Origin of the sequence: Deinococcus rhizophilus (assembly GCF_030271215.1) — a bacterium.
GTDB lineage: Bacteria > Deinococcota > Deinococci > Deinococcales > Deinococcaceae > Deinococcus > Deinococcus rhizophilus.
Genome location: NZ_JASNGB010000011.1, coordinates 23,447 through 36,018, shown reverse-complemented (window position 1 = coordinate 36,018; position 12,572 = coordinate 23,447). Strand labels below are relative to the sequence as shown.

13 protein-coding genes are annotated in these 12,572 nt (G+C 69.5%); 10 read left to right on the top strand and 3 right to left on the bottom strand.

The window, feature by feature from the left end; all coding sequences use genetic code 11:
• The first annotated feature begins 205 nt into the window (after positions 1 to 205).
• Both prfB and QOL99_RS02890 read left to right on the top strand, forming a co-directional pair.
• Positions 206 to 1,301, top strand: a protein-coding gene (gene prfB / locus QOL99_RS02895) for a peptide chain release factor 2 (protein WP_285521120.1) whose coding sequence is annotated in 2 segments (ribosomal slippage) — positions 206 to 250 and positions 252 to 1,301 — 1,095 coding nt in all. Because the reading frame shifts where the segments join, the coding sequence is not laid out codon by codon here.
• Positions 1,302 to 1,401: 100 nt separating this feature from the next.
• Positions 1,402 to 2,358, top strand: a complete 957-nt coding sequence (locus QOL99_RS02890; protein ID WP_285521118.1) for a serine/threonine-protein kinase — start codon at positions 1,402 to 1,404, stop codon at positions 2,356 to 2,358.
• Here the strand turns inward: QOL99_RS02890 and QOL99_RS02885 are convergent.
• Both QOL99_RS02885 and QOL99_RS02880 read right to left on the bottom strand, forming a co-directional pair.
• The gene (locus QOL99_RS02885) at positions 2,342 to 3,292 is read right to left on the bottom strand and encodes a GNAT family N-acetyltransferase (protein WP_285521117.1); all 951 of its coding nucleotides are present in this window, start codon (positions 3,290 to 3,292) and stop codon (positions 2,342 to 2,344) included. The two genes, QOL99_RS02890 and QOL99_RS02885, sit on opposite strands and share 17 nt — an antisense overlap.
• Entirely contained in the window at positions 3,289 to 3,807 is a 519-nt protein-coding gene (locus tag QOL99_RS02880) for a DinB family protein (protein ID WP_285521116.1), read from the bottom strand. The genes QOL99_RS02885 and QOL99_RS02880 overlap by 4 nt, the downstream gene beginning before the upstream one ends.
• Before the next feature lie 168 nt (positions 3,808 to 3,975).
• On the opposite strand from QOL99_RS02880, the gene rpsF reads away from it, so the two are divergent.
• From rpsF to QOL99_RS02840, 8 genes are all read left to right on the top strand, one after another.
• A complete protein-coding gene (gene rpsF / locus QOL99_RS02875) occupies positions 3,976 to 4,284 on the top strand; it encodes a 30S ribosomal protein S6 (RefSeq protein ID WP_285521114.1) in 309 nt (102 codons plus the stop codon).
• 132 nt (positions 4,285 to 4,416) lie between these two features.
• Positions 4,417 to 5,301, top strand: coding sequence for a single-stranded DNA-binding protein (ssb, locus tag QOL99_RS02870; RefSeq protein ID WP_285521111.1), 885 nt, complete (start codon positions 4,417 to 4,419; stop codon positions 5,299 to 5,301).
• A gap of 23 nt (positions 5,302 to 5,324) precedes the next feature.
• Positions 5,325 to 5,600 carry a 30S ribosomal protein S18 gene (gene rpsR, locus QOL99_RS02865; RefSeq protein ID WP_152871553.1) on the top strand — a complete coding sequence of 92 codons (276 nt, stop codon included), beginning with the start codon at positions 5,325 to 5,327 and terminating at the stop codon, positions 5,598 to 5,600.
• A gap of 14 nt (positions 5,601 to 5,614) precedes the next feature.
• On the top strand, positions 5,615 to 6,055 hold the full coding sequence (rplI, locus tag QOL99_RS02860) for a 50S ribosomal protein L9 (protein WP_285521107.1): 441 nt from the start codon (positions 5,615 to 5,617) through the stop codon (positions 6,053 to 6,055).
• 98 nt (positions 6,056 to 6,153) lie between these two features.
• Positions 6,154 to 6,765: a histidine phosphatase family protein gene (locus QOL99_RS02855; protein ID WP_285521106.1), complete on the top strand. Its 612-nt coding sequence runs from the start codon at positions 6,154 to 6,156 to the stop codon at positions 6,763 to 6,765.
• 100 nt (positions 6,766 to 6,865) lie between these two features.
• Positions 6,866 to 8,422 (top strand): AMP-binding protein, encoded by a 1,557-nt coding sequence (locus tag QOL99_RS02850; RefSeq protein WP_285521105.1) that lies wholly within the window; start codon positions 6,866 to 6,868, stop codon positions 8,420 to 8,422.
• 510 nt (positions 8,423 to 8,932) lie between these two features.
• On the top strand, positions 8,933 to 10,621 hold the full coding sequence (rny, locus tag QOL99_RS02845) for a ribonuclease Y (RefSeq protein WP_285521104.1): 1,689 nt from the start codon (positions 8,933 to 8,935) through the stop codon (positions 10,619 to 10,621).
• A gap of 535 nt (positions 10,622 to 11,156) precedes the next feature.
• Positions 11,157 to 12,014 carry a sulfurtransferase gene (locus tag QOL99_RS02840; RefSeq protein ID WP_285521103.1) on the top strand — a complete coding sequence of 286 codons (858 nt, stop codon included), beginning with the start codon at positions 11,157 to 11,159 and terminating at the stop codon, positions 12,012 to 12,014.
• Between the two features lie 9 nt (positions 12,015 to 12,023).
• Here the strand turns inward: QOL99_RS02840 and QOL99_RS02835 are convergent, their stop codons facing one another.
• The gene (locus QOL99_RS02835) at positions 12,024 to 12,521 is read right to left on the bottom strand and encodes a DUF3105 domain-containing protein (protein ID WP_285521102.1); all 498 of its coding nucleotides are present in this window, start codon (positions 12,519 to 12,521) and stop codon (positions 12,024 to 12,026) included.
• Positions 12,522 to 12,572: the final 51 nt, after the last annotated feature.

Genomic DNA, 12,572 nt, shown 5'->3' with positions numbered 1-12,572 from the left:
ACACCCCGCCCCCACGCCTGTCAACTCCCCCCGCCCGAGTCTGCACATCCTCCCAAAACGTGCGGCTGGCTGGGGGTCCAAGCGGAGGCCAAACCGGGGCGGTGGCGGCGGTCCTCCGCCTGTATGGAGCGCTCACCTATACTTCCCGGTGGCAATCAGCCCGCGCTCCCGCTCAACGGGAAGGCCGCGGAAGGGAGGCACGCCCATGCAGGAACTGTTGGACAAGCTGGCGTCGCTCCGGGAGTACCTTTGACATTCCCGGCAAGACGAGGCGCCTGAACGAACTGGACCGAGAACTTAGCGACCCCGAACTCTGGAACAACGCGGGCCGCGCCCGGCAGGTCACCCAGGAGGCGGGCAGCCTGCGCCGCATAGTGGAGGAATACAGCTCCTTGCAGAGCGACGCGGGCGGCCTGACGGAAATGCTGGAGATCGCCAGCGAGGACGAGCAGGAGATGCTCGCCGAGGAACAGGCGTCCCTTCAAACACGGGTGGACGACCTCTACCGCGAGACGCTGTTCACCATGAAGCATGCCGACACCGCCGCCATCGTGCGGGTCAAGGGCGGAGCAGGCGGCACCGAGGCGCAGGACTGGGCCGGAATGCTGGCGCGGATGTACATGCGCTGGGCCGAGCGCCGGGGCGACAAGGTAGACATCCTCGACGAACAGCCGGGCGATCAGGCGGGCTACCAGAGCATCGAATTCATCATCCGGGGCGAGAAGGCCTTCGGGATGATGGCCCCTGAGCACGGCGTTCACCGCCTGGTGCGGGTGTCGCCTTTCGACGCGAACAACCGCCGCCAGACCAGCTTCGCGTCGGTGGACGTGGTGCCCGAGGTGCCGGAGGAGGAGATCGACATTCACATCCCCGACTCCGACCTGCGGCGCGACGTGTTCCGGTCGCAGGGTGCGGGCGGACAGGGGGTCAACACCACCGACTCGGCGGTGCGCCTGACCCACCTTCCGACCGGGATCGCGGTGGCTTCGCAGCAGACGCGCTCGCAGATCAAGAACCACGAGATCGCCCTGCAGATTCTCAAGCAGCGCCTCTATGACATCGAGATGCGCAAACGCGAGGAGGAGGAAGCCAAGGCGAGGGGCGAGCAGAAGAAGATCGAGTGGGGCTCGCAGATTCGCTCGTATGTTCTCGACAAGCAGTACATCAAGGACCACCGCACAGGCGTCATGAAGCACAACCCGGCCGACGTCCTTGACGGCGACCTCGACGACCTGATGTGGGCGGGGCTGGAGTGGCTGGCGGGCAAACGCGCCGCCGACGATGCCGGAGACGACGAGTAAGGCTGCCCCACATTCCGACAGATTGCGGTGACATCGCCGCTCTAGACTGGGGACACTGTAGGGGAACTTACGGGGTCCCCTTCACCCTTACCCCCCTGCCATGATTCCAGAGCGCTCCTCCTCCGACCGAACCCCTCCGGGCTACCGCCTCCTGCAAGTGCTGGGGCGGGGGCAGACCTCGTTGGTGCACCTGGCGCAGGACCCGCGCGGGCGCGAGGTGGCCCTCAAGGTGCCGCTGGAGTGCACGCTGCGCGACCAGGAAGCGGCCGAACGCTTTGCCAACGAGGTGCGGCTGACGCTGCAATTCCGGCACCCCCATGTGATTCGCGGCTACGCGGGGAGTCCGTTCGGGGCGCGGGCCTACCTCGCCCTGCGGCACTACGCGGAGGGCACGCTGTCCGACGCCCTGGCCGGGCACGCGCGGGGGGCGCGGCCGGTGGAGTCGCCGCTGCGCCTCCTCGCGGACCTCGCCTCCGGACTGGCGTACCTGCACGCCTTAGGCGTGGTGCATCAGGACGTGAAGCCGCAGAACGTCTATCTGGACGGTGGGCGGGCCGCGCTGGGGGACCTGGGCAGTGCGTACTTCACGGCGCAGGGGGGGCACGCGAGCGGCAGTCCCTTTTACATGGCTCCCGAGATCTACCGGGGCGACCCCAGCAGTCCGGCGAGCGACGTCTACAGCCTGGGGGTGCTTGCCCATGAGGTCCTGGCCGGGGCGCGGCCCTTTCAGGGGGACACCTACGAGGAGCTGATGGCCGCGCACCTCAACCGTTTCGCGCCGCCGCTCTCGGCCCACTGTCCGGAGCTGGCCCGGCCCGTCGCCCGGCTGCTCGACCTGTGCCTCGCCAAGCGGCCCGGCGACCGCCCTGCGGCGGATGCTCTGCGCCGCGCCCTGCTGACGGCTCTGGGAGAGAAGGACGAGGAAGCCTGCCCACCTCTGGCGCAGGCCCCGGCTCCGCGCCCCGTCGGAAGGCACGCGCCGGTCGGGGACCTGCCCGCCACGCCGGAAGCCGCCGACGCCGGGAGCCGCTGGAATCCCTTCAAGCGCCGGAAGTAGCGGCCAGGGGCAGGTGCAGTGCGTACCGACCAGGCCGCGACTCAAAGCCCAGACGGCGGTTGACGGCCAGCATGGGCGCGTTCTGGCTGTGGTTGTTGGTCCGCATGACCCGGAAGCCCGCCGCCCGTGCCCGGCGGATGGCATGCAGCTTGAGGGGAAGGGCCAGACCCTGGCCCCTCGCTTCCGGGTGGGTGGCCGTGAGGAGGTTGTGGGCGAGGTCGCGCTGGGGAATCACCGCAGCTGTGCCCAGCCAGTGGCCCCCTGGCCCCACCGCCAGAATCAGCCAGTCGAGGCGGCCATGCCCGTCCAGGCGCAGTGCCTCGCGGACCTGAGCGGACGGCCAGCGGGGGTGTCCGGCGAGGTCGGGTGTTTCGGTGAGGCGGTCCGCCACGAACGCCAGATACCGCTCCACTGTCCGCCCACCCGCCGCGCCGGGGTCCGTGAAAGCCACTCCCCGCGCTCGCGCCCGTGCCAGCGCCGGGAGGTGGGGCGTCTCGCCGAACGTCATGAGGTCCAGTTCCGAGGCGAAGCGGTGGGCGTGGACGCCAAAGCCCCGGCGCTCGGCCCACCTCAGGCTCCCGGAGTCAGTCTCGGCCACGTCAGCGGCGAGGCCCGCTGCACCGTGCTTGCGGGCGGCCGCTTCCAGGGTGTGCCACAGCGCCTGGCCTGGCCCCTGTCCCCTCGCCTCGGGCGCAACCAAGATGCTGGCGTGCAGGAAGCCCGGCGGATCGAAGGGGAAGGCGTAGAGGTGCGCCAGCCCCCGAAGCTCTTCCCTCTCGCCCACCACCCAGCGGCGGCTAAAGTGCGCCGAAGTGCGCCGGGCCTCTTCGGCGTGAAAAGCGTCCAGGGTGGTCTGGCGGCCGGTCACGCGGTTCACGAGGGCGAGCCAGGCGGGTGCGTCCTCGGGAGCGAAAGGGCGAACGGACGGGGTCATCCGGACCCCAGCGCCTTGACCATCTGCCGGATAGCACCCAGGTGGTAGGCGACGTGGGCGATGGTCCCGGCCAGTCCCCCGGTCGCGTCCCCGGTCACCGGGAAGTCCGTCTGCGTGCGGGCGAAGGCCACCACCCCGTCGTAGGCTTGCCGCACCCGGGCCTGGAGGTCGACCCACTCCGGGGTGCTGACCTCCGCAGGGTGAAAGCTGCCCTTCCAGTCGAAGGGTCCCCGGTCCCCGTCACGTTCCCAGCGCACGACGACCTCCAGATGCAGGGCCGCGTGCCGCGCCTGGCCGGCGACCGACGTGCCGTTCACGTCCCGGCTGGCCTGCTCGGCGCTCAGGGCCGCCAGCGTGGCGAGCAGGCCGTGGTTGCCGCTTCCATCCGCCGCCGTGCCGTCCAGAAAGGCGGTGCCCTGCCCCAGCTCACCACCCTCCACCGCTTCCTGCAGGATATCGAGGAGTCCGTCCATCCAGTGCTGCGGCTGCCCGTGCTGTGGTTGACTGTCGCTCATGCCCCAGCGTACCGGGCCCTGATCGGCGGGAGGGGGCGGTGGGGGCATGGGCCAGGGCGCTCTGGCAAGGCGGCGGCGTCTCTGCTAAAGTTGCCAGTTGCGCCGCGCGGCGAGGCTTGCCCATGTGGAAAGCACTCGGCCTGCACGCGGCTGGAAGCGAGGTGAACCATGAACCAGTACGACCTGAACCTGATTCTGAACCCCAACCTCAGCGCCGAACAGGTGCAAATCGAGAAGGACTACATCGAGAACACCCTGCGCGGCAACGGGGCCGAGATCACGAACCTCGACGACCTCGGCAACCGCCGACTCGCCTACGCCGTGGACAAGGACCGCGAGGGCTATTACCTGATGTACACCATCCGGGCCGGGGGCAACCCCGAGCAGACCATCGCTGCTCCCCTGCGCCTGCGCGACAACGTGCGCCGCATCCTGGTGGTCAAGGACCGCCCGGAGTGGAAGACCAAGAAGGCCTGATTACGCTATTGACGTAATCGGGCCGGAGTTGCTATGCTCCGGTCAACCCGCAAGGGCCAATCCCGCCAGCCAGTCAGAAGCTCCCAGTACGTGTACATCCTGTACCCCGCCAGCAAATAAGGAGACCCAGTTATGGCCCGAGGCATGAACCACGTCTTTTTGATCGGTGCTCTCGCCCGCGATCCCGAACTCCGCTACACGCCCAACGGCACGGCGGTCTTCGAGGCGACCGTGGCTGGAGAAGACCACATCGTCGGCAACGACGGCCGTGAGCGCAAGCTCCCCTGGTACCACCGGGTCAGCATTCTGGGTAAGCCTGCCGAGTGGCAGGCCGAGCGCAACCTGAAGGGCGGCGACGCCGTGATGGTCGAGGGCAACCTGGAATACTCGTCCTGGGAAGCGCCGGAAGGCGGCAAGCGCAGCATGGTGCGCGTCAAGTCCCTGCGCATGGAGCAACTGGGCTACGCGCCCGAGCTCGTGCAGGACGCTGGAGGCGGCGTACGCATGGGCAGCGGCATGAACGAGGTGGTCCTCATCGGGAACGTGACCCGCGATCCCGAACTGCGCTACACCCCCGCCGGAGACGCGGTGCTCGGAATCGGCCTCGCCGTGAACGAGACCTGGAACGACCGCGCTGGGCAGAAGCAGGAAAAGACCCACTGGATCGACGTGACGCTGTGGCGTGAGCTTGCCGAGAGCATGAAGGACCTGAAAAAGGGCGATCCCGTCCTGGTGCAGGGCCGACTTGTGAACGAGGCGTGGACCGACCGTGACGGCAACAAACGCAACTCCACCAAAGTAGAGGCGACGCGAGTCGAAGCCCTTTCCCGAGGCGCGGGCGCACCCGGCAGTCCCGCAGCCACCCCCGCCGGACCTCGCACGCAGACCGCGAGCAGTCAGGCGCGTCCCCAGGGCCAACCGGCCCGGGCGGCGAACACGGGGACCCGTTCGGGGGGCTTGGATATTGATCAAGGTCTCGACGATTTCCCGCCGGAAGAAGAAGACCTGCCGTTTTAAGAGGCAGGGTGTAAGGACTCCCCATGACCCAAGGAAACAGCGCCGAGCGCAAGCCGCGCGGCAAGGGACCCAAGCGTCCCCGCAAGCCCAAGGTGGACCCGTTCTCCATCGGAGAGCTGGAAATCACCGACTACAAGGACGTGAAGATGCTTCGCCGGTTCGTCTCTGACACCGGCAAGATCCTCCCCCGCCGCCGCACCGGACTCTCGGCCAAGCACCAGCGCCGCATCTCGCAGACGATCAAGATCGCCCGCCAGCTCGCGCTGCTGCCCTACACCGAGAAGCTGGTCCGGAAGTAAAGGAGGACCCTGACATGCAAGTGATCCTTCTGGAACCCGGCCGCCTCGGCCAGACCGGCGACGTCGTGAGCGTCAAGCCCGGCTACGCCCGCAACTTCCTGATTCCGCGCGGCATGGCGACCCCCGCCAACGCCGCCAACATGAAGACCCTGGAAGCCCAGCTGCGCTCCCGCAAGAAGCAGCAGGAGAAGCAAAAGGCCCAGGCCGAGGACCTCGCCAGCCGCCTGAACGGCGTGGCCGTGGAACTTAGCGTCCGCGCGGGCGAGGGCAAGATCTACGGCGCCGTGACCCACAGCAACGTGGCCGACGCCCTCGACCAGCTCGGCTTCGACGTGGACCGCCGCCGGATCGAGATGCCCAAGACCGTCAAGGAGATCGGCGAGTACGACATCGTGTACCGCGCCCACCCCGAGGTCAGCATCCCGATGAAGCTCGTGGTGCACGCGCAGAAGTAAGCGCGAACCCGTGCAGCAGGCCCCAGTCTCCCGGCTGGGGTTTTTTCTTTGGGCGGGTTGAGCACGGTCGCCCCCACGACAGCCGCCTACGCTGGCCCATGCGCCGCCTGTGTCTGGCCCTCTCCCTCCTGCTCTCTCCCGCCGCCGCCCAGTCGGGCGGGATTCCGCAGGAGGTCAGCCCCGCCCTGCTCTCGCAACTGCGGGCCGGGGGGCTGGTGCTGTACTTCCGGCACTTTGGCACCGAGGGGGCGGACACGCCCAACGTGACGCCGGGCGACTGCACGGCCCAGCGCCTGCTCAGCACCCAGGGGCGGGCAGAGGCGCGGGCAGTCGGCAGTCTGCTGCGGGAGCTGCGCCTTCCGCTCGGCACGGTGCTGAGCGGCGAGTATTGCCGCAACCGGGACAGCGCCGCGCTGCTGGCCGGGCGGGTGACGCCCACCCCGGCGCTGAACAATCCCTGCTTCCGCAGCGGGACCGGGGCGGACCGGGGACGGGTGGTCGCCAACCTCCGCGCCCTGCTGGGCACGCCGCCCCGCGCGGGCACCAACACCCTGATCGTCACCCACGAGCAAAATCTCCGCCTGACGACGGGGTGGATGCTCGCCGAGGGCGAGGCGGCAGTGCTGCGGCCCCGGCCAGACGGTTCGTTCACCGTGCTCGCGCGGGTCACGCGGGCGGGGTGGCAGGCGGCCCTGCAGTCCGGCCGCTGAGGGCGTTCCCCATTCCCCAGGGTGTAACGCCTGCGCCCCCTTCCTCCCGGCTTACAGTGAGGGCACCCACAACCCGAGTCTTTCCCCTGGAGGTGCCCCCATGAAGACGCCCCTGACCCCCCTGGACCTCGTTCGGCGCGGCCTGAAGACGTACCCGCAGGAAATCGCGGTGACCCAGCCCGACGGCCCGAGTTTTACCTACCGCGAGTGGGGCAGGCGGATTTACCGCCTCGCGCGGGCGGTGGCGGGAGCGGTGCCGCCACGCGCCCGGGTCGCGGTACTCTCGCCCAACACCCACGAGGGCCTGCTGACCTACGCGGGCGTGCCGTGGGCAGGCCGGGTGCTGGTGCCCCTGAACACGCGGCTGGTGCCGGAGGAATACGCCTTTCAGCTGCGGCACGCGCAGGTGTCGCTGGTGCTCGCCGACGTGTCGTTGGCCCCCAAGGTGGAGGCCACCTGCCGCGAGCTGGGCATCCCGCTGTGGACGCTGGGGCGGGGAAGCGACTTCGGTGAGCGGCTGGAGGCGCACGACCCCTCTCCCCTGCCTTACGTGCTCGACGACGAGGACGAGATCATCACGGTCAACTACACCTCGGGCACGACCAGCAGTCCCAAGGGCGTGATGCTGACCCACCGCAACCTGCTGCTCAACGCGGTGGGCGTGCTGTACGCGCTGCACTTCGACTCCGACAGCGTGTACCTGCACACCCTGCCCGACTTTCACGCCAACGGTTGGGGCGGCGTGTGGGCGCCCTTCGGGGTGGGGGCCACCCACGTGACCCTCCCGGCGGTGCGCGGGGACGCCATCCACGACGCGGTCCACACCTACGGGGTGACGCACCTCGCGGCGGCGCCCACGGTGCTGAGCCTGATCACCGACCCCACCACCGCCCGACCGACTCCCCGCCGGGTCCGGGTGGCGACGGCGGGCAGCCCGCCCCACGCCCGCACCATCGCGGACATGAGTGCCCTGGGCTTCGAGGTCGTGCAGGTGTACGGCCTGACCGAGACCAGCCCGCTGATCACGGTGGCCGAACTGTCCGAGTCGCAGCGGGCGCTGCCCGTCCCCGACCGCGCCGCCCTGACCGCGCGGCAGGGGTTCGAGATGCCCCTGGCCGGGGAGGTCGAGGTGATGACCCCAGAACTGACCCCGGTGCCTGCCGACGGCGACACGCTGGGCGAGATCATGGTGCGCGGGAATCTGGTGATGGCGGGTTACCTGGACAATCCGGAAGCCACCGCCGCCGCTTTCGAGGGGGGCTGGTTCCACACCGGGGACGTGGCGGTGCGGCACCCCGACGGACGCATCGAGATTCGCGACCGCAACAAGGACGTGATCATCTCGGGCGGCGAGAACATCAGCAGCGTGGAGGTCGAGGGCGTGCTCTACGCCCACCCCGCCGTGCGCGAGGCGGTCGTGGTGGCCCACCCGGACCCCAGGTGGGGCGAGGTGCCCTGCGCCTTTATCGCGCTGCACGAGGGCGCGGCCGTCACCCCGGAGGCACTCACCGCGCACGTCCGCGAACACCTCGCCGGGTACAAGGTGCCCAAGCACTACCAGTTCCGCGACGACCTCCCCAAGACGGCCAGCGGCAAGTTCCAGAAGTTCCTGCTGCGGCGGGAGCTGTGGGCAGGGCTGGACCGCGCGGTGAACTGATACGGCCTCCGATTGAACAGCGACTGGAGCAGTTGTCCGCAGTACGCCGTGAGAGGAAGGGCACCTCCCACGGCTCCATCCTCTCCCTCGGCGCTTTGCCGGTCCGCTCGGTCCAAAAGCGACCTTCCTTCTTTCTGACTTTCTTTTTGACGCTTTCTTTTTGACGGGTGCTGCAAGAACTGTTCAATCCGGGCAGAGCAGGAAGGAGCAAAACGGCCTCCGGAAGAGGAGCGGCCCAATCGGTGCTGTCCCGATTTGAGAACGGACTGGACGGAAATCCTATGACCCCCGGTGGCCTGCCGCGCACCCCCGGGAGCCGTCCGGGCCGGGGGAAGCTGTCCCACTCTCCCGGCGCCGGAAGGTCTTCTCCGTGAGGGCCGGAGCCGGGCGTTAGACTGCCCGGGTGGGGGCCAGATGCGGCCCCTCACGCTTCACTGTATCGGGGTGCCCTCCGGGTGGGTGGGACAGGGCACCCCTGGCCAACATCAAGAGAACGAAAAAGGAGCCACCATGACCATTCTGTATGTCATTCTGGCGCTCCTGGGGGGGGTGATCGGCGGATTTTTCACCGGTCACACGCGGGGGCGCCGCGAACAGCGGGCGCACGACGATCAGGTGGAGCGCGAGGCCCGCGCCGAGGCTGAGCGGATGCTGACCCAGGCCGAGGCCGAGGCCCGGCAACTGCGTTCGCAGGCCGAGCAGACCCGGCTGGACGCGGCCCGCCGCCTTCAGGACGCCGAGGACCGTGAGCGGCAGGCCGCCGCTGGCGTGGACGCCGGGCGCGAGGAACTCCAGACCCTGCGGGTGCAGGTCGAGGCCGAGCGCACCCGCGCTCTGGCTGAAGCGGCCCGCGAGCGCGAGACGCTGAGTGCCGACCGCCAGGAAACCCGCCACGAGCGCGAAGAACTCAAGCGCGAGATCGAGCGCCTCAACCGCCGAGCCGAGCAACTCGACGCCCGGGGCGACCGCCTGGACGCACTGGAGGAGCGGCTGGAAGGCCAAATGCGGGCGCTCTCGGGTCAGGAGGCCGACCTCGCCGAGCGTGCCCGGCAGGTGGACCTGCGGCTGTACGAGGTCGCGGGACTCACCCCGGAAGCGGCCCGCGAGCAGATTCTCGCGCACCTCGACGCCGAGCTGGAGGAGGAAAAGGCCATCCGGGTCAAGGCGATGGAGGCCCGCGCCAGTGCCGAGGCGAAGCGCACCGCCCGCAGCGTGATCGCGCAGGCGATTCAGCGCAGCGCCTCCGAAACGAGTGCCCAGCTCAGCGTGTCGGTGGTGCCTATTCCTAACGATGCGATGAAGGGCCGCCTGATCGGGCGCGAGGGCCGCAACATCCGCGCGTTTGAGGCGCTGACCGGGGTGGACCTGATCATCGACGACACGCCGGAAGCGGTGATCCTCTCGAGCTTCAACCCGGTGCGGCGCGAGGTGGCCCGGCACGTTCTTGAGGCCCTCGTCGCCGACGGGCGCATTCATCCCACCCGCATCGAGGAGATGGTGACGCGGGCGCAGGACGAGATGAAGACCTTCATGCATGCCCAGGGCGAGGAAGCCGCCATCGAGGCCGGGGTGGTGGGCCTCAAGCCGGGGCTGGTGCAGCTGCTGGGCCGGATGTATTTCCGCACCAGCTACGGTCAGAACGTCCTGAAGCACTCGGTGCAGGTCGCGCACCTCACCGGGATCATGGCGGACGAACTCGGCCTCGACGCCGGGCTCGCCCGCCGCGCCGGGCTGATGCACGACGTGGGCAAGAGCATCGACCGCGAGATCGAGGGCACCCACGTCGAGATCGGCATCAACCTCGCCAAGCGCTTCGGGGAACCCCACGAGGTCATCGACGCGGTCGCCCACCACCACGACCCCGAACACGGCGAGACGCTGTACTCGGTTCTCGTCGCCGCCGCCGACGCGATCAGCGCGGCCCGCCCCGGTGCCCGCCGCGAGGAACTCGAAGCCTACGTGCGGCGCCTCGAGCAGCTCGAGCAGATCGCGGTCGCCTTTCCCGGCGTGCAGCAGGCCTACGCGATTCAGGCAGGCCGTGAGGTGCGCGTGATCGTGCAGCCCGAGCAGGTCACCGACGCGGGCGCCACCCTGCTCGCCCGCGAGATCGCCGGACGGGTCGAACAGGACATGGAATACCCCGGTCAGGTGCAGGTCACCGTGATCCGGGAGAGCCGGGCGATGGGCGTGGCCCGGTAGAGCTGCCGCAGTAAGACCCCCCACCCCCCTCGCGGCGCGGGGCCCTTCTTCCCCTGGAAGAGGGGTCTTCTGCTGACCCTCTCCCCTGCTCCCCTGCCCTTGCAGGAGCCTCGGAGAGCCACGCAGCAGGGCCACGGAGCAGGGGGCACCTGCGGAGCAACGGGTGAAGAGGCGTATGGCCCGGACTCCCAGCGCCAGGAAACGTCCTGTGATTCGTCATCCATACGGGTTCCGGTTGACCAGTTCCCCAAGCTGCTCACCCCGGGTGGACTTGCAAAGCTGAGGAGCGGCGTTCCCAGGGGCGTCCGTTCACGAAGACGGCGAAGCAGGGCGGGCAGGAACAGGACGATTGCCGGGAAAGGAGTTGCCCTGTCGGCGCCCTCCCGGTTCGACAACGGACTGAACAGCAACCGTATCGCCCAGCGGGTCTTGACGAATACTGCATACCGCGCTATATTTTTCCCATCACCGCCCGAAGAGGCGGCTTTTTTATTGCCCCAGTTTATTGCCCCAGGCTGCGGTGTAGCCTGCGCCCATGACCGCTTCACCGCCGAAGACCGCCGCGTGGCTGCTGGAGCATCTGGGCGATTCCCACCTGCGCGTCCTCGACTGCCGCTACGCCCTGACCGATCCCCTGGTGGGGCGCATCGCCTACCTGGAGGGGCAGGTGCCCGGCGCGATTTACGCCGATCTGGAGACGGACCTCAGCGGCCCGGTGCGGCCGGACGGGGCAGGCGGACGGCACCCGCTGCCGGAGCCGGGGGCGCTCGCGGCGTGGCTGGGCCGGGTGGGTATCGGCAACGACAGCGTGGTGGTGGCCTACGACGACCCGGGCACCGGGCAGGGCTTCTACGCGGCGCGGGCGTGGTGGCTGCTGCGCTGGCTGGGGCACCGCGAGGTGTACGTGCTGGACGGCGGCTGGCCCGCCTACCTCGCGGCGGGGGGCGAGGCGGGCACGCCAGAGCCTGAGCACGCGCCCACCACCTTCACCCCGGACGTGCAGCCTGACATGGTCGCCACCGCCGAGGACGTGGCAAACCGGGAGGCGGGCACCCGGCTGATCGACGCCCGTGCCCCCGCCCGCTACCGGGGCGAGGTCGAGCCGCTGGACCGCAAGGCCGGACATATTCCCGGGGCCGTGAACCGCGAGTGGGCCGGGGCGCTCGACGGGCACGGCCACTGGCGGGACGCGGCGGCGCAGGCGGGGCGGCTGGGCGTGGGCGAGGCTCCCACGGTCACCTACTGCGGCAGCGGCGTTTCGGCCACCCCCAACCTGCTCGCGCGGGAGCTGGCGGGCGTGCCGCTGGGACCGGACAACCGCCTCTATGCCGGGTCATGGAGCGACTGGGTCAGCGACGACGCGCGGCCGGTGGCGACGGGCGAGGAGGGCTGACCCCGCCCCTTACCGCGTTCCCCCGTAACCTCCCGAGCAGGCCGCGCCGCGTTCGGGGGCGGTCGCGCCCTGCTCGTACTTGTCGAGGAAGGGCGTCAGGCGCTCGTCGGCGGCGCTGTCGGCGGTGAGCTGGGCGTTCCAGGCGCTCATGGCGATGGGGCTGGAGAGGCCCGGGTACGGGCTGAGCAGGGTGTAGGGCCGCCCTTCAATCAGCTCCTTCAGGGCCGCCACCTCCGCCGCCGGGAGGTCGGGGCGGTAGGTCACCCACACGGCGCCGTGTTCCATGCTGTGGACGGCGTACTCGTTGTAGAGGGGCTGGTCGTAGACCCCGCAGTTCTGCCACATGGCGTTGTGGGCGCCGCCCGCCGGGGGCGTCTCGGCGTAGACCAGCGAGCCGGTGCGGTGGTCGCTTCCCTTGTAGTCGAAGGTCTGAACCCCTTCCAGGGTGCCGCCCGAGCAGGCCGCGAGCAGGAGGGGCAGGGCGAGGGGCATCAGGAGGCGCTTCATCTCCCTCAGCGTAGCGGGTGACGGTGAAAGCTTGTGTAGTCCCCGGCAGCC

Coding starts and splice junctions, on each gene's coding strand:
- rpsF (WP_285521114.1), top strand. CDS start 3,976: ATGAACCAGTACGACCTGAACCTGATTCTGAACCCCAACCTCAGCGCC.
- rplI (WP_285521107.1), top strand. CDS start 5,615: ATGCAAGTGATCCTTCTGGAACCCGGCCGCCTCGGCCAGACCGGCGAC.
- QOL99_RS02850 (WP_285521105.1), top strand. CDS start 6,866: ATGAAGACGCCCCTGACCCCCCTGGACCTCGTTCGGCGCGGCCTGAAG.
- QOL99_RS02880 (WP_285521116.1), bottom strand. CDS start 3,807: ATGAGCGACAGTCAACCACAGCACGGGCAGCCGCAGCACTGGATGGAC.
- rpsR (WP_152871553.1), top strand. CDS start 5,325: ATGACCCAAGGAAACAGCGCCGAGCGCAAGCCGCGCGGCAAGGGACCC.
- ssb (WP_285521111.1), top strand. CDS start 4,417: ATGGCCCGAGGCATGAACCACGTCTTTTTGATCGGTGCTCTCGCCCGC.
- QOL99_RS02835 (WP_285521102.1), bottom strand. CDS start 12,521: ATGAAGCGCCTCCTGATGCCCCTCGCCCTGCCCCTCCTGCTCGCGGCC.
- rny (WP_285521104.1), top strand. CDS start 8,933: ATGACCATTCTGTATGTCATTCTGGCGCTCCTGGGGGGGGTGATCGGC.
- QOL99_RS02885 (WP_285521117.1), bottom strand. CDS start 3,292: ATGACCCCGTCCGTTCGCCCTTTCGCTCCCGAGGACGCACCCGCCTGG.
- QOL99_RS02855 (WP_285521106.1), top strand. CDS start 6,154: ATGCGCCGCCTGTGTCTGGCCCTCTCCCTCCTGCTCTCTCCCGCCGCC.
- QOL99_RS02840 (WP_285521103.1), top strand. CDS start 11,157: ATGACCGCTTCACCGCCGAAGACCGCCGCGTGGCTGCTGGAGCATCTG.
- QOL99_RS02890 (WP_285521118.1), top strand. CDS start 1,402: ATGATTCCAGAGCGCTCCTCCTCCGACCGAACCCCTCCGGGCTACCGC.